Genomic DNA, 24,263 nt, shown 5'->3' with positions numbered 1-24,263 from the left:
CATGTGAAACTATTTTTTGCTAAATGGTTGTTTTATGGAAAAAATACGTTAAAATGAATACATATTATGAGGAGGGGCAACCAAATTGAATACAAAAAATAAAAAAATAGCTATGGGAACTATTTTACTAACTTCTATTATCGGAGTTATCAGTGTGTCTCTTTATTGCACAAGTTATGGTACCCCTTGGGGAAAACAAACAGCAGTTACGGAATCAAAAGAATATATTACAAAATACTTTAATCTAGATGCGGAAGTCAAAAATACTTCTTACGATGCTAAAATGAATAGCTATGCAATCTCCTTTGAAACAAGTAAAGACGGAGAGTTTACTATTGAATATAAAAGTCCTAATAACTTTAATATTTCTCCAGGAGTACAAGCGTATTTAAGCAAACACTCCAAGTTTACAGAGTAGTAACGAAGCATGCATATACAAAAAAGAGTTGGTGTAACGCCAACTCTTTTTTCTTATTCTTGTCATACAGTTACATCTTCCTTCTCTATATTTTTAATTCCGTAACATGCAATCACAACTCCAATTGCTGCCAATGCTAGTTGAAGAGGAAGGAAAGTTGCTACAGAAAACGTAGTGCTATTCATTGCAATTGATACAACGATAAGGGATGAAACAATTGTAGTTGGCACTGAACGTTTACGCATTCCGAAATATAGTGGGATTAAACTTATTCCCGCAGTTGCAACGGCTAAAGGAACAAGGTTTATCCCTTCTTGCATCAATTGATCTACTGTGAATGAATTAGGAAGAATTGAAAAATAGCTATCTACCCCAAAGAACATTCCTACTACTAAAATATTAGATAAAATAACTGTTATAAATGTTAATGTTGCTGTAATAACCAACTTACTAACCATCATTTTCTTTCGGTTAATTGGATAAGAAAACATAAGTAGTATTGTTTTGTTTTTATATTCACTAATTATTAACCTTGCGATTAACACACTACCAAAAATAATAAATGTTGCTCTTACTAATGTACTAGCCATTAACAAAACCATCTGTGGATCTCTTATTTCTGGATCTCCTTCTATTTGAGAAACGATGCTCGTAAAGATCAGTAATGCCAGTATAGCGATATTTGCAATAATCGCTCCCCTCACATACCATCCAATCTTAAATTTCTTCAGTTCTAGCTTCATAAGACGTAGCATAATAGTCCTCCTTTCATTTACATTTTAATCGATATAAATTACCCCTGTTTTACTTAAAATCTCCACTTTGTTTTTTGCATCACCAATCGTTCCTGCTTTTATCTTTTCTGTATTTTTATCTTTCGTAAGTCCTTTTAAATCTATCATTACGTCAGACGAATTACTTTTAGCCGTAAGTTTCAATGAAGCTGGAACACCTTTATATCTTACGCCAATATCTCCTGACTTTGTTTCTACAAATAATGATTTTCCTTCTTTCATATCTTTCAGTAATACTTCACCGGATGTTGAAGTGATGTTCATATTTTCGTTTTTTATATTTTTCACATAATTATCGCCAGTAGTAGAAGTTATATTTACTTCTTGTAATGAACTATCTTTTAACATTAAATCTCCGCTTTCGGATGTAAATTCACCCTTCTCTGCCGATAGTCCTACAACCATTCCATCTCCAGACTCACTTTTTGTCACAATATTTTTCACTTCTATATCCCTTATTTTCACATCACCCGATTTATTATTTAATACAATTTTATCTATTTCTTTCTTCGGAACAACTATAGATATACTATTTTTCTTCCTAAACGTAAAACCATTAAAGAATCTGGTCGCCTTTTGTTTTTGCTTAACTATAACTTTATTCCCTTCATGTTCTATTTCGACAGGATCTATCTCTTCATCTACTCGTTTACCTTGAGCCAAAATTACTATTTTGTTAGCGTCTGTACTTTTAAATTCAATATCCCAGTTTTCATTGTCTACTTCTATTTCTTTTATATGATTTATCTCAAAAGACTTTTCTTTCTTAAAATCTTTCCCCTGAAACACCTTAAAACCAAAAACCGCACTAGCAATTGTAATTACTAATATTGCAATTACTATTATTTTTTTCACCAGTCATACCCCAGTTCGTTGTTGTTTTATGCTTGCTTCACGCCACATCGATTTTGTCGATTTTACGATACGATAGATAACTAATGAAAATCCCTAATAAACAGAGCACTATTGGGATAGCTATAAAATCAAACATACTTACTTGATTGCTTTCAGCCCCAACGTTACCACTAATCAGCATCCCAATTATTACTGCAGAAGTAATCGTTGTCGGTGTCGATTTCTTTCTCATCCCAAAAAATAAAGGAATTAAACTTATACCAGATATCATAAATGCACTTATAATAGTAACTGGAACGATAGCTATTATTTCACCTATCGTAGCTGGCGTTTCAATCAGTCCCATCATTGGACTCACAAAATATACGAGCAAACTAATAATAAAAGTAGCGATAATCGTGCTCACAAAACAAAAACAAAAAACAATTGTTAATTTCGCTCTCATTAACATTTTCCTTTGCAGTGGGTACATAAATGATAGTTGGATCGTTTTGTTCTTATACTCATCAATTACTAAACGTGATAAAATGACCGAACTAAAAATAATGAATGTTATTCTAATAAAAATATTTACTAAAGCCATGTTCTGTGTAAAGTCAGAGAAGAGCATGTCTTCCTCAGCTTTCATTCCCCATGCCATAAGGCTTACTGCAACGAAAATTGCTATAATACAAATTGCTACACTTTTAAAGTAACTAGATAATTGATGTTTCTTCCATTCGAGCTTCATTAATTTAAACATATAAACCACGCCTCCATTCTTTATATAACTGTCTCTACACTGGTAACATTCTAATTCCAGCCGTAACTACGCTTAACATTCCTATCATTAGTAGAATCAACAACCATTTCCTCTCTGGTTTCCTATAATATAAAATCCCACTTATGAACAGTACGATCAATCCGCTTACTAGATTCACTAACAATCCGTTAAGCATGAATACCCTCTCCATCCATTACATTTAAGAAATATTCTTCTAAGGAACTATGTTTCTTATTAATACTTTCAATTTCTACATCGTTCATAATAAGTGCTTTTGAAATGGCTTGCTGTGTCGCCGCCAATTCATACACACGAATCATATTTCCACTCATTATTTTGTAATTTTTTATACCGAGTTTATCTTCTAAAATATAAGCTGCACGCTTCACATCAAGAACAGTAATTTCAATGTACTCTGTTTGTTTTCCGTTAATACTCTTCATTGAAACTTCTTTTATTAGTTTTCCATTTTGAATTACACCAATTGTATCCGCCATTTGTTCCATCTCGCCTAAAATATGACTAGAGACTAATAACGTAATACCATATTCTTTGCAGAGCATTTTAAATAAGTCTCGTAATTCTTTAATACCAATTGGATCTAAGCCGTTAATAGGTTCATCTAAAATGAGTAATTCTGGCTTTGTCATGATTGCCCTTGCAATACCAAGTCGTTGCTTCATACCTAATGAAAAATCTTTTACTTTTTTATCATCTATACCGTGCAATTTCACTAAATTTAAAGCATGATCAATTGCGTTCTTGTCGTAATACCCCATATATTCACAATGTAATTCTAAGTTTTCCTTCGCCGTTAATTTATCATAAAAGATTGGATATTCGATAATTGTCCCCATGCGCTTTAACAATTCATAAGATGTATCCGTTAACTTCTCACCAAAAATTTCAATATCACCGCTCGTCGGTTTTATTAAATTTGTAATCATTTTCATAATCGTTGTTTTACCTGCACCATTCGGTCCTAAGAAACCGTATATCTCTCCTTTTTTCACATGCATGTTGACGCTAGAAATAACTTCTTTCCCTTTAAACACTTTCGTTAACTGATTCGTTTTTAATATATATGTCATGTCACTGTCTCCTTTCGCACTACCTTATACTTCTATAATAGACAACGGAAATCTCTTTTTTCTTACCCGTTCCTTACAAATTCCTTACGCTGAAAAAAGCTTGTAGAATCTACTTCTCTACAAGCTAAAACAGCATCTTTTTTAATACAACTGTAAAAATCGTTTTTTTATATGGCTTACTAGAAAGGTTAATTTTTCCATCCATCGCTTCCACAAGCCGTTTCGTAATCGTTAACCCTAAACCGCTCCCTTGGTACAATCTATTTCTTGAATCTTCAAGTGTGTACATACGCTCAAACACTTTATCAATATGAGATTCATCAATTCCTTTCCCTGTATCCCATACATCTATATACACACTCGTTTCATCATCTCTTAACCTCACACCAAGTGTCTTTCCATCGTCTCCATATGTAATTGCATTTGATATTAAATTATTCAATACTCTACCTAATACTTCTACATTTCCAAGTGCATATATATTTCTTTCTGGTATATCAATATGAACTTGAAACCCTTTCGCCGTCACTAAATCATAAAAAGATAAAATCTTCTCACGACAAACTTCATTCATATTTACTTTTGTCATCTCGATTGCCTTGTCACCAGATTCTAATTTTGCTAAATCAAAAAACTTATGAATCAATTCCATTACTTCTAGTGTTTTTACATGCACCTTTTCAAGTAATATTTGCTGTTCTTCTTTACTCATCGCTTTATCCTTATTTAACATTTCTGTATATCCAAGAATAACTGTTAGTGGCGTCTTTAAATCATGTGAAATATTTGAAAGCATTTTTCTCATCGAAATTTCTACTTTTGCATGATCTGCATTCGTTTTCTGTTTTGCAGCTAGTAATTGATTAATTGCCACTAATAATTTTTGTAATTGTAGATTATCTGTCATAACGAGTAACTTCTCGCCTGTTTGTTCATTTACAATACTTTCTAGCTTTTCATATGTGTATCGTAAATTTTTGCTACTGTTTTTTCTCATTTTATACTGTATGTAAATGACACATAACAATGTAAAAATAATACCTATTAACAAATTGACCATATTACATCACTTCCAACTTATAGCCGATGCCCCATAACGTTTTAATATACTCTGGATTAGATGGATCACTTTCAATTTTCTCGCGCAATCTTCTCATATGAACATTTATAACATTATCATCACCGTAATACTCTTCGTTCCAAACTAACGTATATATTTGCGCTTTCGTAAATACACGATTTTGATTCTTTACGAATAGCTTTAAAATCTCAAATTCTTTTAAAGTAAGTTTGAGCGGCTTTCCGTTTTTTTCAACCGTAAAATTAATTGGATTAATTGCTAAATCACCAATTTGAATCATCTTTTCTGTTGTTTCTGTAGCTGAATATTTCGTAGACCTCCGAATACCCGCTTTTACACGTGCAGCCAATTCAATCATAGAAAACGGCTTACAAATGTAATCATCTGCTCCAAGTCCTAATCCAACAGCTTTATCAACATCTGTATCTTTTGCCGACATCATTAAAATCGGAACGGCACTTTTTTCCCGAATGATTCGCACAACCTCTAAGCCATCTAGCTTTGGCATCATAATGTCGAGGATAACTAAATCAAAGGATGATTTAAAAAATGCTTGCACCCCTTCTTCTCCGTCAGACGCGATTGTAACTTGAAAACCTTCCTTTATTAAATACTTTTCCACCATCTCTTGAATTGAAATATCATCTTCAACTAATAAAATATGATGTGACATATGTCTATCCCCTTTTTTACAAACATTAACATTTCAATTGTATCGTAACGAATGAATACTGGAAAGAATTATATGAATTTTCAAACCAACTTCCCTTCCTTCCTTAACAATGATATGATAAAATTCACTACTATTGTTCATAATTAACTTTATATAAAGGAGACTTATCATGTCAGAAAACAAAAAAGTAAGCTTAGCTGATTTAATGCGTGAACAACTTGCAAAGAAAAAGCAAGGAAATGGAAATGGTGCAAATAATACAAATCAAAGCCAAGCAACGAAAAAATTACAAAACCAACAAACGAAGAAAACAAACAACCAACGTAGACGTACAGGTGTATAAATGAACGGACAAAAACGTTCTAATATCGCACCCGGTCTTGAAGTTGATATTGTATTAAAACAAGATCAACGCACCGGTAAATTAACACGTGGAATTGTAAAAGATATTTTAACAAACTCCCCTTCCCACCCTCATGGCATTAAAGTACGATTGCAGGACGGGCAAGTCGGTAGAGTACAAAATATCGTTCAATAAGAAAAGGAGCTCAAATAAACTCGAGCTCCTTTTTCTTTATTACCCTTTAATTTTCTCAATGAAAACTACTTTTAAATAGTCTCCTTCTTTGAATTGATCAATGGTACGAAAATCTTCTGGTAAAGAATGTTCTTCTAATATTTTATATTTGCCATTCATTTCTTTAAATGCCGTATCGATAAATCCTTTAAACTTTTTCATATCAAATGCGCTACAGTTTGTAGAAGCAACGATAATCCCGTTATTTTCTGTAATCGCAATTGTTTCTTTTAGTAAGTTTTTATAATCTTTCGCTGCACTAAATGTATATTTTTTTGAGCGTGCAAAACTTGGAGGATCAAGTACGACCATATCAAATTTCATCTTTTTCTTAGCTGCATATTTGAAGTAAAGAAATACATCTTCTACAATAATATCTTGCGCTTCATAATCAACTTCATTTACACTAAACTGCTCAATCGTTTTACTTAAACTACGATTTGCAAGGTCGACACTCGTCGTTTTACTCGCTCCGCCAAGCGCTGCAAATACAGAGAAAGCACCTGTATAAGAGAACATATTTAATACTGTTCTCCCCTTTGCATATTTATCACGAATTTGTTTTCGAACGTTACGCTGATCTAAAAATACACCAACCATCGCTCCGTCATTTAAATAAACAGCAAAGTTCACACCGTTCTCTTTTACGATAAGCGGGAACTCACCGCGTACTCCTGCTACGAAATCATCGCCTTCAATGTATTTCCCTTTCGTATCAAAACGCTTTTTCTCATAAATACCTTTAAAGTTTGCTACTTTTTGAAGAGCTGCTATAATCTCATCTCTGAAAGTATAAATCCCTTCACTATACCAACTTACTACATAATAGCCGTCATAATAATCAATAATTAAGCCTCCAAGACCATCACCTTCACCATTTAGGGCACGGAATGCTGTCGTATCACTTGATTTGTAAAATTGCTTTCGTTTATGTAAGGCAGATTTTATTTTACTTTCAAAGAAAGATTGATTAATTTGTTCACTCTCTTTTCTCGTTAAAATCCAGCCGTATCCTTTATTTTGTTTTCCATAATAACCTTTTCCGACAAAATTGTTCTTCTCATCTACTACTTTAATGATTGTTCCTTCTTCCTGAACATCATTTAAATTTTGAATCGCATCTTTTAAAATAAGCGGATATCCACTTTTAATTTCTTTTATAAATTTCGGTTTTATTTTTACAGTTACTTCTGATCGCATATAATAACTTCCTTTCCATTTGCATGCTTTCTCTATAGGAAGCATTTAAAAAACGAGCCTGAAAAAACAGCCTCGTTTCACTATACCATATTATTGCTTTGCTAGTACAACTCGCTCATTCCCTCACTTAACCGCCACATATTTACTACATTTTGAAATGGAAATCTTACTGTCCAAAATAATCAAAAAACTTATTTATTTCACATTTACCATTGACATTGATAATGATTTTCATTATCATTTAATGTATATGAGTTCTCGAAAATAAAGGCTACATTTATAGGAGGAATAAAACATGATTATTGTTACAAATACAGCTAAAATTACAAAGGGAAATGGACATAAATTAATTGAGCGTTTTAATAAAGTAGGTCAAGTCGAAACGATGCCAGGCTTTTTAGGATTAGAAGTTCTTTTAACGCAAAATACAGTTGATTATGATGAAGTAACAATTAGCACACGCTGGAATGCAAAAGAAGATTTCCAAGGTTGGACGAAGAGCTCAGCATTTAAAGATGCTCATTCACATCAAGGTGGGATGCCAGAATATATTCTTGATAATAAAATCACTTACTACAATGTTGAAGTTGTACGTATGCCAATGGCTGCAGCACAGTAAACATATTTCTTTTTTAAAGTATAGAATATGAGAAGCGTTACCACTTCTCATATTCTATACTTTTTTTACTATCTCTTTACTAGTTTCGCATGCACGACTAACCTTCCTGCTTCCGGATCAAGTGCATAGTCACACGTCGAAAGTGTTACGATTTGATCACTCGCTGTCAATTTTGTATCCGTTTTGTACAGCGATTTTTCTTGAATTTTCTCCAAAAACGATGTGTATTCCGTATCATTGCTAAAATCCGTTTCAATGTAATAAAAATCAGTTGTTGTTGTATACACCGAGAACACTTCAAGATCATATCCTTCAAATAATGTATCGTAATATAATTTACGATGCGACATGAAGAACTCTTCATCTAACATTTTCTTTAAACTTCCAAACATAGAACCATCTTTCATACGGTGACCATATAAAATAGTATTTCGATTTTGAGATTTCACATCATTACGATAGTCCATAAAAATGCTGCCTGCTCTCATATCTTCACCTTTATAATTACGAAATAAATAGTAATCATTGTCTTTCGCCTGAACGATTGGATAATTAATTTGTGTATCATCCATCGTAATCCATCCAACTATTTCTTGGTTAATTTGCTGCAGAGCTTTGAACTGTTTACGTACTTCCCCGTCTTGTGATTGCTCTTCCATCGGACTCTTTTCATAAATGTTTTGTGCTTCGGCCATTACTTTACGATTTTCATAGTAATCCATGAAAATATCACCTAATTCATATACTGAATAGAAAAAGGTACCTAAAAAAACAACTGTAAGTATTCGTTGAAAAAAAGAATTCTTCTTCCGTTCTTTTTTACTACTCAAATCATCACCTCAAAACGGATTGTTCGCATATTTAAATACCCATTGGGACCATATACAACCCTGTATCTTCATCTTGCTTTACAACGACATCTACACCGTATATCGTCTTTATCATACTTTCTGTCACAACATCATTCGGCTTACCTTTCGTAACAATTTCGCCGTCTTTCATAACAATAATATGATCACTATAGCGAATCGCCTGATTGATATCATGTAATACCATAACGATCGTCAATCCATGTACTTCATTTAACTCTTTTACTAGCTCTAATATTTCAAGTTGATAATAAATATCTAAATATGTTGTCGGTTCATCTAAAAAGAGCATTGGTGTTTTCTGAGCTAACGTCATGGCAATCCAAACACGTTGTCTTTCTCCACCAGATAAGGCGTGAATCTCTTTATCACGTTTACTTAGCAAATTCGTACATGCTAAAGCCCTTTCGATTGCTTCTCTATCTTCATCAGTTTGCGAGGAAAAAATATTTTTATGAGGCATACGACCATAACTTGTTAATTTCTCTACCGTCATGTCTGCCGGTGCTTCATTTTGTTGATGGACAACGGCTAACTTTCTAGCAAACTCTTTCGGTTTATATTGACTAATCGCCTTCCCATCGAGTATTATCTCTCCGCTACGAGGGTCGTGATTTCTTGACATCACACCAAGTAATGTCGATTTCCCGCAACCGTTTGGACCAATAATTGTTGTAATTTTACCAATTTCTATTTCACTACTAACCGACTTTAATCGATCCGTTACATTATCATACGAAAAGGTTACATTTTTAATTTCCATGAACTTTATCACTCTTTCTAAGCAAGAATATTAAGAATGGGCCACCAATCACTGCCATAATCGTCGCTGCTGGAATTTCGTTAGGTGGCACAATTAACCTTCCAATCGTATCCGCCGTCAAAATTAATAACGCTCCTGCAAGAGCAGAAAATGGAATTAATACTTTATGATCCGAACCGACTAGTTGTCTTGAAATGTGCGGAACGAGTAATCCTACGAAAGCAATAACACCTGCAATTGCTGTTGATACTGCTGCTAAAAGTACTGCAATAGCAGAAATAATAAGACGAACTCTCGTCACGTGCAAACCTAAGTTTTTCGCAGTCTTATCTTGTAGCGATAATAAGTTACACCAAGCTCCTACAAACAGAGCAAGAATAAGACCAATCGTTCCATATGTAACCATTATTTCTACATCGTCCCACGTCTTCATCGTTATGTTAGAAGTCGTCGTTTGCTTAATACTCTTAATGAAGTATCCGCAAATCGTAATGAACGATTCATTTAATCCAGTGAACATTGCATTAATAGCTATACCAACTAAAATAATGCGAAGCGGACTTAACCCTGACTTCCATGAAAATGCATAAACGAGATAACATGCAAACGCACCACCTAAAAAGGCGAATACTGGTGTCCAGAAAAAGAATTGCGGGAATAGCGTAATAATAACAAGTGTCATAAAACTTGCTCCAGAAGATATCCCGATTACCCCAGCATCAGCAAGTGGATTTTTCATAACAGCTTGAAAAAGCACACCTGAAACGGCCAGAGCTGCTCCAGTAAATAGTGCAATAATAATACGTGGGAAACGTAAATCTTTAATCACTTCAACATCTTCATTTCCCCCTGTAAATATCCCTTGCACAAGCTCAACAATACCTATTTCTAAACTCCCTTTCATCGCTGACAATGATGTCATAACAATAAGCAATGCAGTAACAATGAGGAAACTCCAAGTTTTTTTATTCATTCCACTCTTCCTTTATATTAAAATGCATCACGGATACATCATTTTTTTCAATTCATCTAACGCTTCCATTGCTGCTAAATTACCTGTCGTCCCAAATAAGCGCTCTTCTAAATCGTAAACACGGTTATTTTTAACGGCAACGAAATGTTTCCAAATATCATTTGTTTTAAATTCTTTATCAAACATTTTCACAACTTCATCAGGCATACCATGAGCTGCTCGTAAAATAATATCTGGATCAGCTTTTTTTAAATACTCTGTATTAGAAGCTAAATACTCTACTTGTTCACCTTGCGCAATATTTTTGCCACCTAGTTGTTTCACTAGATCTCCAATATAAGAATGCTCTGTTGCTACTAAATAACTCCCTGGTACACCTAATAAAATAAGCACTGTCGGTTCTTTCTTTCCCTTTACTGCTTTTTTAATCTCTGCAACCTTGTTATCTAACTTCGTTACAACTGCTTCAGCCTGCTTTTCACGTCCATATTGCTTACCTAAATCGCTAATGGAATTTTGCATATTTTTCAAGCTTGTTAAATCTAAAAAATTTGCTTTCGTGCCCACACCATCAAAAACTGGCTTTAATTCATATTCAAGTGTTGTCACGGATAATACTTCTGACGGCTTTAATGACTTTACCTTTTCCATATCAGGACTCATCGGATTCCCGACTTCAGGTAAACCTTTATATCTCTTTGGTAAATCTTTCGTACTTGTTGGAATACCAATTAAATCTACTTCTAACGCATCCATAATTTCAGTAACAGCAACTGTCGTTGCAACAATTCTCTCTTTACTCTCACTCTTTACCTGTTTTGCTGCTTCTTTTTTGGGCGCCGAGCATCCAGCTATACTCACTAATAGAATGATAGCCATTAGTACACTAGCAATTTTCTTCACTCTCAATCACCACTCCTTTCCAAACAATATGAAACAAGTCTTGATGCATGCGAACATGCATCAAGACTCCAAAAATTACAATCTTCCTGCTCTATATTTACGAACTAGTAAAGCAAGTGACCCAAGCAATAGCACCATGTATAAACCTAGTTGTGCTGTATCTGCCGTTTTTGAGTTTTTCTCTTTTTTTGAATCATTTTTTTGATCTTCTTTTTTCTTCTTATCATCTGCATTTCGGTTAAAATCAGGATTATCTACTTTTTTTACATTATCTACTTTCGGTGTAATCACTGGATTGTTCGGATTATTTTTTGGATCCTCTTTAATCGTGCCTAACACACCAATATTATTTGTATCAAATTGAATTTGGACATCGTAGAAATGATGGTAGTTCATTTCGTTGATATCAACTTTTACTTTTGCATTTAATTTTGCAAATAAATCACTTACTTCAAATTGCACTACTCTCCTATTTGCATTTTTATCTTCGCTTACTACTTTCGCATCAGCAAAAAGACTGTTATTTTCCGTTTGGAATTTTGTAATCCATGCACTATTTTTCAACGTCATCTCAATGTACTTTTTACCATCTTTAACGATTAATTTTGCTGGGTGTACAGTATAGTCATGCATCTTTGAAAGCTCATTTGTTTTATCTTTTAACACTTTAAATGGAATATCATATTGACCATCCACTAAATTTCTTGGATCAACTATTACTTTTGGCTTACTATTTCCGCCTTGGTTATCGTTTCCGCCTTGGTTATCGTTTCCGCCTTGGTTATCGTTTCCGCCTTGGTTGTCGTTTTCGCCTTGGTTACCTAAAACTTTAATACTATCTTGATCAAATACAAATTGAACATCGTAGAAATGGTGATAATTCATCGCATCAATATCTACTTTTACTTTTGCGTTTAATTTTTTAGATAAATCATCTACTTCTAACTCTACTACTTTTGTATTTTGCTCTTTATTCTCACTTAATACTTTTGCATTAACAAAAGAACTATTCTTCTCAAACTCAAACTTTGTAATCCATGCACTATTCGTTAATGTAAACGATACATACTTCTTACCATCTTTCACTTTTAGTACAGCTGGACTCTTTGTATATGTGTTCATCATTGAAATTTCTTCTGTTTGATCTTTTAGAACTTTGAAGCCAATGCTGTATTCACCATCTTTAAGGGCTTTTGGATCAATGGTTGCGTTGTTACCTTGGTTGTTGTTTCCACCTTGGTTATTGTTTCCGCCTTGGTTATTGTTTCCGCCTTGGTTATCTAACGGTTTAATGCTACCTTTATCAAATGCAAATTGAATGTCATAAAAATGGTGATAATTCATTGAATCGATATCTACTTTTACTTTTGCATTTAACTTTTTAGATACATCGTCTACTTCTACTTCCACTACGCGTGTATCAGCTTTTTTATCTTCACTTAATACACTCGCATCAACGAACGAACCATTTTTCTCAAATTCAAACTTTGTAATCCATGCACTATTCGTTAATGTGAATGATACATATTTTTTACCATCTTTCACCTTTAACACGCCCGGACTCTTCGTATACGTGTTCATCATTGAAATTTCTTCTGTTTGATCTTTTAAAGCTTTGAAACTGATGCTGTATTCACCGTCTTTAATTGTTTCAACATTCGGCTTCTCTACTTCTGGTTTCTCTACCTCTGGCTTTTTATCACCGTCTGGTTGCTTTTCTTCGTTCTTAATTGGCTCAAGTTTATCTTGTTCAAATAAAAGTTGTACATCATGTGTTTGCTTATAGTTTCTTGATGCCATTTCGATAAATACTTTTGTATTTAATTTTTTTGATAAATCGTCCACTTCAAACTCTACTACTCTTGTATCTTTTTCTTTATCTTCACTCACTACTTTTGCATCAGCAAATGCGCCATCTTTTTCCGTTTGGAAATTTTTAATTAATGAGCTACTTGTTAGTGTTACAATTGCCTTTTTCTTACCGTTTTCTACTTTTAATACTCCTGGATTTACCATGTAATTATTCATCTTAGATTCTTCATCTGTCTTATCTTTTAACACTTTAAATGGAATACTATAATTCCCATCGCTAATTGTGTTAGAATTGGGTTGTTGATCTGGGTCAGGCTTTTGGTCGGGCTTCTGACTTGGATCCGGTTTTTCATTTGGATCTGGCTTATTTGCTGGATCCTCTTTTTCATTTGGTTTTTCTACATGAATCGGTGTAATACTATTTTGATCAAATGCAATACGCACATCATAGTCATGATGATAATTTAAAAAGTCTATGTCTACTTTTACTTTCGCATTTAATACTTTCTCTACATCGTCCACTTCAAATTCTACTACTCGTGTATCTTTTTCTTTATCTTCACTACTTACATTTGTCGCAACAAACTGGCCACTTTTTTCTGTTTCAAACTTCGTGATCCATGAACTATGTTCTAACGTAAAGGATACCTTCTTCTTCCCATCCTTCACTTTTAAAGTTCCTGGACTTACAGAGTATTGATTCATCATAGATTCTTCATCTGATGTATCCTTAAGAACTTTGAAACCGATTGAATATTCACCGTCAGCTAGTTGGCTTGCTGCTTGAACTGCAAGAGGTTGTAATGTTGATACGAATGTAAATATCATTAAACACATCGCAACAACAATTTTAAGATATCTATTCAATGGAATAACGCTCCTTTATTTAGTTTTGACGTACTTTACGAATTAAGAAAACACCTGAAATAAGAATTAACACTGCAAATAATCCGATGCGTGCTTCATCGCCTGTTTTTGGGTTATCTGTTTTTTCAGCTTTTCCACTTTCATTTGTTCCTTTGCTTGCCTCTTTATTTGCTTCTTTACTCTCTTCTTTCTTCACTTCTTCTTTTACTTTTGTATCTGTTTTTGTTTGATCATTATTCTTTGTTACAGTAGTTGCTTTATTTTCTCCACCTACCGCTTTTACATTTGCATCAAATGCAAAGCGAATTGTGTAGTTATGGTCATAATTTACGTTAGGTACAACAACATGAATTTTTACAGCTGCTGGTTTAGATAGGTCGTCTATTTTAAACTCTACAATTCTTTTATCTGCAGATTCATCTTTACTAACAACTTTTGCATCAACAAAGTTTCCGTTCTCTGGTGCTTTAAATTCTGTAATCCAAGCACTATGATTCATAGGAATTTGTACTCTCATCTCACCATTTTTCACAATTAACTTAGCTGGTTTTTCAAAATAATCATTTGCCATTGAAGCTGAATCATTTTCTGCTTTTTGTATGACATAGTTAATATCGTAAATACCGTCAGCTACATTTGCCGAAGCTTGTCCAAATGGCACTACGAAAAAAGCTAGCATACATACGAATGTCATAATAAAAGCGGGTAATACAGAAATCTTTCTCATTTGGCTTACTTCCTCCTTGTTTATCTTTCATCCATACTCTTTGAAAATGATAATTATTCTCAATATATAAGAAAAAATAATAATCCTCTATCATTATTTAATTGTAATTTATTTATTTATGTAATATAGATATTATTGATTATCATTCTCACTAAGTGTTAAAAATAATATCCCTCCCTATTCCTTATAAAGAGCGATTTACATTTTAACATAAGTCCCTATTTCTTTTGATGATTATCATTCTCAATGAAGGTCAAAAAAAATAAAACTAACCATTCTCCTACTCTATCACCTCTATCTACAAAATGATATCGTTATAGAAAACCTTATACCTTTCACTCCTCACTTTCCTTCTAATATTTCCACAACTAAGTCAATCTTAGCCTAATGCTAATTTTTTTGTCAACTATATTACGTATAAAATTTTTAATATCTAAATTTCCCTATATGCAATTTTTCCTACAAAAAAAGAGACTTTCTTTCATAGAAAGCCTCTTTTCACTATTTTTCTACAGCAACTTCTTGCTTTTGAAATAAAGAAACTACATATCCAATTGCAATTCCAATGATACCCGGAACTAGCCAACCAATCCCTACACTATATAGTGGAATTTTATCTAAGATAGGAGCAAGGGCCGCTACTTGAAGATTTGCATTATGCAATCCATCAAAGAAGCTAATTGCAAATGCTCCTACAATACCGCCTACATACATAGCTAATGGAAGACGAATATAGTTTTCAACAAGTGATAATACAATCAGTACGATACCAATTGGGTAAATTGCAATTAAAATCGGTAATGCTAATGCGTTTAACTGAGTTAACCCAAGGTTTGCTACCATAAATGCTAATACACAGAAGATGAAAACAACCTTTTGATAAGAAAGCTTTGGTAATAAGGAAGAAAAATATTCCCCACAAGCTGCAACAATACCTACAGAAGTTGTTAAACATGCCGCTGTAATTGCGATCCCTAATAATAAAGTTCCGTAACTACCAAATAAATGATTTACAACGTTTGTTAAAATAATTCCTCCATTTGCTCCCATTCCAAGAGACACACTAGAAGCTCCCAGATAAGCAAGTGCTAAATAAACAAGTAGTAAACCGAGCGCTGCAATAAATCCTGCAAAGATTGTTACTTTTGCAATGCTGTTCTTATTTGTAACGCCTTTTGCTTTTAAAGCATTAATAACAACATTTCCAAAAACAAGTGCTGCAAGTCCATCTAAAGTTAAATATCCATCAATAAAACCTTTAAAGAGCGGAGCATTATACGCTTCTGTCGGTGCACCAAATTCTCCAATTGGTGTAATAATTGCTTTACCTACGATAATTGCTATAACAGCTAACAAAATTGGAGTTAATACTTTACCTATGCGGCCCACTAATTTCGATGGGTTTAAAGCTAAATAGAAAGTTACTGCAAAGAAAATGAATGTAAAGATAACAAGTGGATACGATTGACCAGCTATATCACTTGGTAAAAATGGTGCAACACTCATTTCATAAGCAACTGTTCCTGTACGCGGAACACTTACGAATACGCCTAAACATAAATAAATTGCAGTGATAAAAACAAGTGCGAATACAGGGTGTACACGTCCCGCTAGCTCATTAATATCTCCCTTTAGAGCTATAACAATTACCCCTAATAAAGGTAATCCAACACCTGTTACGATAAAGCCAAATAACGCGATCCATACGTCTGTTCCAGCACCTTGCCCTAAAGCTGGCGGGAAAATCATATTACCTGCACCGAAAAATAGTGCAAACAACATTAAACTTATTGCAAACATCTCAGAAAACTTTAAAGATGATTTCATTTCTACTAACCTCCTAAATATTCTTGCATTGACAAAATATTCTGAATTAAAGACCGTCACATATCCTCTTTCAAGCATACTTCCCCGTAAAAGAACGCAAAAAACACCCGTCCCTAACAAAGGGACGAGTGTTGAAATCGTGGTTCCACCCTTATTCTAATAAAATGAATTTATAACAAAATAAACTCATTTTATAGCTCGTGTAAATTGATAACGGTTTTATCCGCCAAGAATTACAATGCATCATGCAGTTCACTCTTGAAGTTTAGAGGTGGTAAGTTTGTCTTTCCGTATTAGGAAGCTCACAGCCTAGGCTTCCCTCTCTGAGAATCGTCAAAAACAACTCATGTCCTCATCATTACTTTTATAAAATATCTTGTCGAAACTTGTTGTTTTTTATTATATGGGCTATTTTTTAAAAAATCAATAGTTTTATTTTTTCTGACAAAAAAATATAGGGAGAAAATTTTTCCTCCCTAAAACTGATTTATTAAAATGTCTAATTCCTCAGATGTAACGCTCCGCCATTTTCCCACTTCAAGATCGTCTATCTCTATATTCAGAATACGAACCCGCTTTAGCTTTGTTACAGTAAATCCGAAAGCACGGCTCATTCTACGAATTTGTCTGTTCATTCCTTGCGTTAAAACGATGCGAAATGTAGACTGATCCACTCTCGTCACTTTACAAGGCTTCGTCATGCCATCCTTAATCTTTACACCGCTGGACATCTCATCAATAAACCAATCTGTAAACGGCTTATCAACCGTAACAATATATTCTTTCTCGTGTTCATGATCTCCGTGTAAAATTTGATTCGCAATCGCACCGTCATTCGTTAATAAAATTAATCCTTCCGACGCTTTATCTAATCGTCCAACAGGAAAGATACGCTCTGGGTAATTGATATAATCAATAATGTTATCTTCAATATGCTCGGCTGCTGTACAAGTAATACCAACTGGTTTATGAAAGGCGATATACACCTTTTCTTTCTCTTCTTTTACAATAACCTGTCCATCAATCGTTACCACATCACCATCGCTCACGAGTGCACCGTGCGTACATATTTCACCGTTAATAGCCACGCGTCCTGCTTTAATGAGACGGTCTGCTTCGCGTCTTGAACAGGATTTTGCTTCGCTTATGTATTGGTTGATTTTCATAGCTTATTCCTTTTCCTATATATTAAAAGCGTCAATCTATGGCAATATCACTCTGCCACGATTGACGCTCTTTTACTTCGCAAAAACAACTAAATAAATAACCCCAATTACCAAAAATATTCCGCAACAAGCTAACAATACTTTTGCAAGTTTGTCCATAAACATATAATGGTTCCCCTTTGTTTCGTTGTTTGCTATTTTAATTCGACAACTGTTACGCCTAGGCCTCCCTCGCCCATGTCACCGTAGCGGTAGTTTTTCACACCGCGGTGTTTCTTCAAGTAATCTTGTACACCTTGGCGAAGCGCTCCTGTTCCTTTACCGTGAATAATTGATACGCGCGGATAGCTTGCAAGCTGTGCATCGTCTAAATATTTTTCAACGCGCATCATTGCATCTTCATAACGTTCACCGCGAAGATCGAGCTCTAACGAAACGTGATAATCTCTACCCTTCACACTTGCGACTGCTTTTTTCTCAGTTTGCTTCGGTGTATTAATGTATTCCATATTGGATTCTTTCACTTTCATCTTCAGAATACCAATTTGTACGCTCCACTCTGTATCACTTACCTTTTCAAGTAATTGACCTTTTTGGCCGAACGTTAATACTTTTACTTCATCGCCTGCGCGTAATTGTTGTTTTGGCGCTGTGTTTTTCACGTTTACTTTTTGTTTCTTCACAAGCTCTGGCGCCGTACCTTCTAGACGGCTCTTCGCTTCAATAAGCTCATGGTCTTTCACGTTTATAAGCTGTGCTTTACGCAATTGACGAAGTTCTTGAATAATGCCTTCTGCTTCTTTCTTTGCAGCTTCGACTTTTTCTTCCCCTTCTTTTTGCACTTTTAATAATTTTTCATCGCGCTCATCATTAAATTCAATAATTTGACGCTGTAATTCGCGATGCAGTTTTTCAGATTGCTTGCGAAGTGCTTCTGCTTCGTTCCAGTCACGCTCTGCATTCTTTTGACTTTCTTCTAACTTCGCAATCATATTTTCAATTTTGTTTGTATCTGTACTAATGTGGTTACGAGCTTGATCAATCACGCGATCAGATAGTCCAAGGCGCTTCGAAATTTCAAAAGCATTACTACGTCCTGGTACACCGATTAATAATTTATACGTTGGGCTTAATGTATTCACGTCGAACTCAACGCTCGCATTAATAACTTTCTCACGGTTATATCCGTATGCTTTTAATTCTGGGTAATGCGTCGTAGCAACAACGCGAGCACCACGATTACATACTTCATCTAAAATTGAAATTGCTAATGCAGCCCCTTCTTGCGGGTCTGTTCCAGCACCTAATTCATCGAATAAAACTAAGCTTTCAAAATCAGCTTTTTCTAAAATATCAACAATGTTCACCATATGTGAGGAGAACGTACTTAAACTTTGTTCAATCGATTGCTCATCACCGATATCGGCAAAGATATTTTTAAATACACAAATCTCTGACTCATCCATTACTGGAATGTGAAGGCCAGATTGCGCCATTAATACACAAATACCAACTGTTTTCAGCGTAACTGTTTTACCACCTGTATTCGGCCCCGTAATAACAATTGTCGTGAAATCTTTACCCAACATAATGTTATTTGGCACGATAATTTCTGGATCAATAAGCGGATGACGTGCTTGTCTTAAATCCATATAGCGCTCGTTATTTACAATTGGCTTCGTTGCTTTTATACGCTTCGCATAAAAAGCTTTCGCAAAAATAAAGTCAAGATTCGCAACTACTTCTACGTTAGATAAAACGATATCTGCTTCTACTGCCACTTCTTCTGTTAACATCAATAAGATGCGTTCAATTTCTTGTTTTTCTTTCACTCGTGCTTCTTGAAGCGCGTTATTTAACTCTACAATGACTTGTGGTTCAATAAATAACGTTTGCCCAGAAGCTGATTGATCGTGAACAATACCGCCATATACACCGCGGTATTCTTGTTTTACTGGGATTACGTAACGTTCGTTACGAATCGTTACAATCGCGTCAGACAGCATCTTTTGCGCGTTAGAAGAACGCGTCATGTTTTCTAACTTTTCACGAATACGACTTTCCGCAGTACGAATTTGAGTACGAATACCACGCAGTTTATCACTTGCGCTATCGACTACTTCACCGCCATCACCGATGCAATTTGTAATTTTCTTTTCTAAATCATATAAAGATATAATTTGAGCGACATGAGTTTCTAAAATAGGAAGCTCAACACCATTATCAACCATATCTTCAATGAAACGTTTCATATTGCGACTACCATACATCGTATTTGCAATATCAAGTAGTTCATTTGGACTTAACATACTCCCAATCTTTGCACGCTTCACATTTGAGCGAATATCCGTAATACCACCTAATGGTGCACTACCTTTTAAACGAATGACTTTCGCTGCTTCATCCGTTGTATCTTGCATTTCTACAATTTCTTCAAAATCAGTGCTTGGCACTAAATGCTTCACTTTGTCACGGCCAAGTGAAGAGGCTGTATGTTCAAGTAATTGTTCTTTTACTTTATTGTATTCTAATACACGCAACGTTCTTTCTAACATGTTGCAGGTCCCCCTTGTGTTACTTATTACGTTTAATATAGTCTAATAAACGTTCGATATCCCACGTGTTAATCACGTTATCTTTTTGAATCCAACCTTTACGTGCTGCGGCTACACCTGTTTCCATATCTTCTAACATTTCAAGCGTATGAGCATCTGTATTAATCGCTACTTTTACACCAGCATCTTGTGCTTGTTTTAATAATTTCGCGCTTAAATCTAGACGATTTGGATTCGCATTTAATTCTAAAACTGTATTTGTCTCTTTTGCGAGTTCAATTAATAAATCTGTATCTACATCGTAACCCTCACGACGCCCAAGAAGGCGTCCTGTCGGATGGGCAATCATTGTGACATGCTTATTCTCCAGCGCAGCACGAAGACGTTTCATAATCGTTTCACGGTCTTGTGAGAAGCTAGAGTGAATCGCTCCAATGACATAATCTAATTCTGCTAATACTTCATCATCAAAATCAAGTGTTGCATCTGGTAAAATGTCCATTTCAATTCCGCGTAAAATTGTAATGTCTGGATACTTTTCGTTCATACGTTCAATTTCTTTCGCTTGTTCACGAAGGCGCTCTTTCGTTAAACCATTCGCTACTTTTAAGTATTGTGAATGGTCGGTAATTGCCATAAATTTATAACCACGAGCACGACATGCCTGTACCATTTCCTCAATCGAAAAGGCACCGTCACTCCACGTTGTATGCATATGTAAATCACCTTGTATATCAGAGAACTGAATTAAGTTCGGATACTCTTTAATTAATTCAATTTCTTTTCCATCTTCACGCACTTCTGGTGGAATGAATGGAAGACCGAAATGAGAGAAGAACTCCTCTTCTGTTTCAAATGTTCTCACTTCACCTGTTTCTAAGTTTTCTACACCGTACTCACTAATTTTCTCGCCTCTATCTTTCGCGATTTGGCGCATTTTTACGTTATGGTCTTTTGATCCTGTGAAATGATGAAGAGTTGTAATAAATTCTTCAGGTTTTACTAAACGGAAATCGATTGAAATATCATATTCATATTGAAGACGAACAGAAACTTTCGTATCTCCACTTGCGATTACTTCAATCATATTATTGAATTGCAGTAAATGCTCACGTACTGTAGCTGGTTCTGACGTTGCAATGATAAAGTCTAAATCTTTCACTGTTTCACGAACTCGGCGCAAACTACCAGCGCGAGAGAAACGAATTACTTCAGCAATATTCGACAATTTCTCCTCTATTTCCCCGGCAATAGGCAATACCATTGCGATTGGTAAACGCTCTGGACGAGATCCTACTTGATCGATTGCTTCTAATATTTTCTCTTCTGTCTTCTTACCGAAACCTGCTAAAGCTTGTACTTTATTTTCCTCACAAACCGCTTTTAGCGATTCCATATCAACAACACCAAGTTCTTTATATAACTTAGCTACCTTTTTACCACCAAGGCCTGGCAATTTTAATAACGGTAATAAACTACTTGGCACTTCTTTCTCAAGCTCTTGTAATACTTCAGATGTTCCCGATTCTATATATTCTTGAATAACTGCCGCTGTTCCTTTTCCAATGCCCGAAATCTTCGTGAAATCTTCAATTTCAGAAAGACTGCGATCGTCACTTTCTAACGCTGCCGCCGCCTTACGAAATGCAGATATTTTAAATGGATTCGCGCCCTTTAGTTCCATAAACAGACCGATTGTCTCTAATAATTTAATAACTTGTTTTTTATTTACCTTCATCATTGCCCCGCCTTTCTTTCATAGAAAAAAACTCCTCTTTCCGAAAAAAGAGAAGTTATACTCTGCTACCTGTCTGCCATAGTTCCTTCACCTTTTCAGAAAGAATCGGTGTATCGTCTACAATTATTTTGCTAATTGATGATTTTTGTAATGGTGTTTGTATTTGTTCAATTGGAAGAATGTTTCCAACGATAATTAAAACAAACAAAATAATATATACTTCTAAAAATCCGAGGATTGCCCCCGCAAACGCATTGACTTGCTTTAAAACCGGTATTTCTGCAAACATATTTAACAAATTACCAAGTAATGAAAGTGCAATTTTTGTAATAATAAACAATATGATAAACGCAAGCGCTTGATAAAATACTGTCTCAATATTATTTGCATCAATCCATTCTGGAACAGATACATTTTTATCAAATGGATACGGAATAAATTTCGCAAGTGCTGGCGCTAAATCTTTACAGTACCAGTATGCAACAAGGTATGCGATAATAAAGCTTGTTAACTTTACAAGTTGCAGAATAAACCCTCTGCGTAAGCCGAGGAAAAATCCCATAACAAGCAGTAAAATGATAATAATATCAATCATGTTATTCCATTCCTTTTTTTGTCATACTTTCTTTCAATTTCTCATGTTCTTCTTTTAATTTTATGTAATCGTGTATGACGTTTACCGCCGTCAATACCGCTAGTCTACTCGTGTCAAGCGAAGGATTCTTGGCATTGAGTTCGCGCATTTTATCATCCACAATCGCTGCTACCATGCGGATATGACTTGTACTTTCATCGCCAACAACTGAATATTGTTGACCATAGATTTCTACATTAATTCGACTTTTCTTTCCCTTTTGTTGTGACAACTCACCGGCCTCCAATCACGTACAGAATCCTAAAGTTTATCATACCATGAACCATCATATTATGGAAACAGAAAGAACAATCCGATATGATAAAAATAACAATATAAAAAAAGGGGCGACCACTATGTCAAATTCTATCGTAATTCAAACAAATTCTACAGTAATTGAAGACATGAAACAACAATACAAACAGGCACTTAGCCCAAAAACCCCACAAGGCGGAATCTTCATGGCAAAGGTGCCGTCTTGCACCATTACAGCTTATAAATCTGGAAAAGTAATGTTCCAAGGTGGCCGTGCTGAAGCAGAAGCTTCTCGTTGGCAAACTGTCTCTCAAACACCGAAAACAGCTGTAAAAAAATCTGTCGATTCACACCGTTATGCACCCCCTGCTTCCATCGGTACAATGTCTATCGTAGGGTCAGATGAAGTTGGTACTGGTGATTTCTTCGGACCGATGACAGTAGTTGCTGTATATGTGGACGCAAAGCAAATCCCACTGTTAAAAGAACTTGGTGTAAAAGACTCTAAAAACTTAAATGACGATCAAATTACTGCCATTGCAAAACAACTTCTACATGTTGTTCCTTACAGCTCTCTTGTCCTTCATAATGAAAAATATAACGAGCTATTTGATAAAGGAAACAACCAAGGTAAGTTAAAAGCTTTACTGCATAATAAAGCTATTACAAACTTATTAGCTAAAATTGCACCTACAAAACCTGAAGGCGTCTTAATCGATCAATTCACACAACCTGATACATACTACAAATATTTAGCAAAGCAAAAGCAGGTACAGCGTGAAAATGTTTACTTCGCAACGAAAGGTGAAAGTGTCCATTTAGCAGTAGCCGCTGCTTCTATTTTAGCTCGTTACTCATTCGTAAAACAGTTTGATGAACTAAGCAAAAAAGCCGGTATGCCACTTCCAAAAGGTGCTGGTAAACAAGTTGATATTGCAGCTGCTAAATTAATTCAAAAGCTTGGTAAAGAACGATTACCTGAGTTTGTGAAAATGCATTTCGCTAATAAGGAGAAGGCGTTTCGCTTATTAAAAAAATAACTATTTTTTAGTATCGACATGATTTATATGAACTAAACAAGGCGAAAAGAATTGGATTCTTTT

General features: G+C 34.9%; 24 protein-coding genes and 1 other annotated feature. Of the genes, 5 read left to right on the top strand and 19 right to left on the bottom strand.

The window, feature by feature from the left end; all coding sequences use genetic code 11:
• Positions 1–85 precede the first annotated feature (85 nt).
• Entirely contained in the window at positions 86–418 is a 333-nt protein-coding gene (locus RBB48_RS00845; RefSeq protein WP_087985349.1) for a YfjL-like protein, read from the top strand.
• 62 nt (positions 419–480) lie between these two features.
• Here RBB48_RS00845 and RBB48_RS00840 read toward each other — a convergent pair whose 3' ends face one another.
• From RBB48_RS00840 to RBB48_RS00815, 6 genes are all read right to left on the bottom strand, one after another.
• The gene (locus RBB48_RS00840) at positions 481–1,173 is read right to left on the bottom strand and encodes an ABC transporter permease (RefSeq protein ID WP_306007317.1); all 693 of its coding nucleotides are present in this window, start codon (positions 1,171–1,173) and stop codon (positions 481–483) included.
• Between the two features lie 24 nt (positions 1,174–1,197).
• Complete coding sequence (locus RBB48_RS00835; RefSeq protein ID WP_306007316.1) at positions 1,198–2,067, bottom strand: DUF4097 family beta strand repeat-containing protein; 870 nt, start codon at positions 2,065–2,067, stop codon at positions 1,198–1,200.
• Between the two features lie 37 nt (positions 2,068–2,104).
• Positions 2,105–2,809: an ABC transporter permease gene (locus RBB48_RS00830; protein ID WP_306007315.1), complete on the bottom strand. Its 705-nt coding sequence runs from the start codon at positions 2,807–2,809 to the stop codon at positions 2,105–2,107.
• A gap of 188 nt (positions 2,810–2,997) precedes the next feature.
• Positions 2,998–3,921: an ABC transporter ATP-binding protein gene (locus RBB48_RS00825; protein ID WP_088064530.1), complete on the bottom strand. Its 924-nt coding sequence runs from the start codon at positions 3,919–3,921 to the stop codon at positions 2,998–3,000.
• Positions 3,922–4,045: 124 nt separating this feature from the next.
• Entirely contained in the window at positions 4,046–4,981 is a 936-nt protein-coding gene (locus tag RBB48_RS00820) for a sensor histidine kinase (RefSeq protein WP_097889221.1), read from the bottom strand.
• Position 4,982: 1 nt separating this feature from the next.
• A complete protein-coding gene (locus RBB48_RS00815) occupies positions 4,983–5,675 on the bottom strand; it encodes a response regulator transcription factor (RefSeq protein WP_088610296.1) in 693 nt (230 codons plus the stop codon).
• A 169-nt stretch (positions 5,676–5,844) separates the two neighbouring features.
• Here RBB48_RS00815 and RBB48_RS00810 point away from each other — a divergent pair, with 169 nt between their 5' ends.
• Entirely contained in the window at positions 5,845–6,018 is a 174-nt protein-coding gene (locus RBB48_RS00810; protein WP_048544295.1) for a hypothetical protein, read from the top strand.
• Positions 6,019–6,213 (top strand): YwbE family protein, encoded by a 195-nt coding sequence (locus RBB48_RS00805; RefSeq protein ID WP_001014310.1) that lies wholly within the window; start codon positions 6,019–6,021, stop codon positions 6,211–6,213.
• 39 nt (positions 6,214–6,252) lie between these two features.
• On the opposite strand, the gene RBB48_RS00800 is transcribed toward RBB48_RS00805, so the two are convergent.
• Positions 6,253–7,452 (bottom strand): class I SAM-dependent rRNA methyltransferase, encoded by a 1,200-nt coding sequence (locus RBB48_RS00800; protein WP_048565759.1) that lies wholly within the window; start codon positions 7,450–7,452, stop codon positions 6,253–6,255.
• A 295-nt stretch (positions 7,453–7,747) separates the two neighbouring features.
• Between RBB48_RS00800 and isdG the strand changes: the two genes are divergently transcribed.
• Entirely contained in the window at positions 7,748–8,071 is a 324-nt protein-coding gene (gene isdG / locus RBB48_RS00795) for a heme oxygenase (protein WP_000587825.1), read from the top strand.
• A 68-nt stretch (positions 8,072–8,139) separates the two neighbouring features.
• Here the strand turns inward: isdG and srtB are convergent, their stop codons facing one another.
• The 12 genes from srtB to zapA all read right to left on the bottom strand — a co-directional run bounded on the left by srtB (position 8,140) and on the right by zapA (position 23,137).
• On the bottom strand, positions 8,140–8,901 hold the full coding sequence (srtB, locus tag RBB48_RS00790; protein ID WP_088064532.1) for a class B sortase: 762 nt from the start codon (positions 8,899–8,901) through the stop codon (positions 8,140–8,142).
• Positions 8,902–8,932: 31 nt separating this feature from the next.
• Entirely contained in the window at positions 8,933–9,703 is a 771-nt protein-coding gene (locus RBB48_RS00785) for an ABC transporter ATP-binding protein (protein ID WP_000403736.1), read from the bottom strand.
• Positions 9,693–10,676, bottom strand: coding sequence for a FecCD family ABC transporter permease (locus RBB48_RS00780; RefSeq protein ID WP_087985361.1), 984 nt, complete (start codon positions 10,674–10,676; stop codon positions 9,693–9,695). Before RBB48_RS00780 ends, RBB48_RS00785 begins: the two co-directional genes overlap by 11 nt.
• Before the next feature lie 27 nt (positions 10,677–10,703).
• Positions 10,704–11,579 carry a heme ABC transporter substrate-binding protein IsdE gene (isdE, locus tag RBB48_RS00775; protein ID WP_088064533.1) on the bottom strand — a complete coding sequence of 292 codons (876 nt, stop codon included), beginning with the start codon at positions 11,577–11,579 and terminating at the stop codon, positions 10,704–10,706.
• 75 nt (positions 11,580–11,654) lie between these two features.
• Positions 11,655–14,258, bottom strand: coding sequence for an NEAT domain-containing protein (locus RBB48_RS00770; RefSeq protein ID WP_306007314.1), 2,604 nt, complete (start codon positions 14,256–14,258; stop codon positions 11,655–11,657).
• A 19-nt stretch (positions 14,259–14,277) separates the two neighbouring features.
• The gene (gene isdC, locus RBB48_RS00765) at positions 14,278–14,985 is read right to left on the bottom strand and encodes a heme uptake protein IsdC (RefSeq protein WP_097889219.1); all 708 of its coding nucleotides are present in this window, start codon (positions 14,983–14,985) and stop codon (positions 14,278–14,280) included.
• 501 nt (positions 14,986–15,486) lie between these two features.
• Positions 15,487–16,812, bottom strand: coding sequence for a branched-chain amino acid transport system II carrier protein BrnQ6 (brnQ6, locus tag RBB48_RS00760; protein WP_088609274.1), 1,326 nt, complete (start codon positions 16,810–16,812; stop codon positions 15,487–15,489).
• 117 nt (positions 16,813–16,929) lie between these two features.
• Positions 16,930–17,180: a binding site (T-box leader), on the bottom strand.
• A 108-nt stretch (positions 17,181–17,288) separates the two neighbouring features.
• Positions 17,289–17,978 (bottom strand): 23S rRNA pseudouridine(2604) synthase RluF, encoded by a 690-nt coding sequence (locus RBB48_RS00755; protein ID WP_306007313.1) that lies wholly within the window; start codon positions 17,976–17,978, stop codon positions 17,289–17,291.
• A gap of 194 nt (positions 17,979–18,172) precedes the next feature.
• Positions 18,173–20,533, bottom strand: coding sequence for an endonuclease MutS2 (locus tag RBB48_RS00750; RefSeq protein WP_097889217.1), 2,361 nt, complete (start codon positions 20,531–20,533; stop codon positions 18,173–18,175).
• Positions 20,534–20,552: 19 nt separating this feature from the next.
• Entirely contained in the window at positions 20,553–22,271 is a 1,719-nt protein-coding gene (gene polX, locus RBB48_RS00745; protein ID WP_097889216.1) for a DNA polymerase/3'-5' exonuclease PolX, read from the bottom strand.
• A 55-nt stretch (positions 22,272–22,326) separates the two neighbouring features.
• Complete coding sequence (locus tag RBB48_RS00740) at positions 22,327–22,866, bottom strand: CvpA family protein (RefSeq protein WP_000565411.1); 540 nt, start codon at positions 22,864–22,866, stop codon at positions 22,327–22,329.
• A 1-nt stretch (position 22,867) separates the two neighbouring features.
• Entirely contained in the window at positions 22,868–23,137 is a 270-nt protein-coding gene (gene zapA / locus RBB48_RS00735; RefSeq protein WP_000082701.1) for a cell division protein ZapA, read from the bottom strand.
• Positions 23,138–23,261: 124 nt separating this feature from the next.
• Between zapA and rnhC the strand changes: the two genes are divergently transcribed.
• Entirely contained in the window at positions 23,262–24,200 is a 939-nt protein-coding gene (gene rnhC / locus RBB48_RS00730) for a ribonuclease HIII (protein WP_097889215.1), read from the top strand.
• Positions 24,201–24,263: the final 63 nt, after the last annotated feature.

Source organism: Bacillus sp. MMSF_3353, from assembly GCF_030733445.1.
In the GTDB taxonomy this organism is placed as follows: Bacteria; Bacillota; Bacilli; order Bacillales; family Bacillaceae_G; genus Bacillus_A; species Bacillus_A wiedmannii.
The sequence above is the reverse complement of the archived record's forward strand: the minus strand, read 5'-3'. Positions and strand labels throughout refer to the sequence as shown.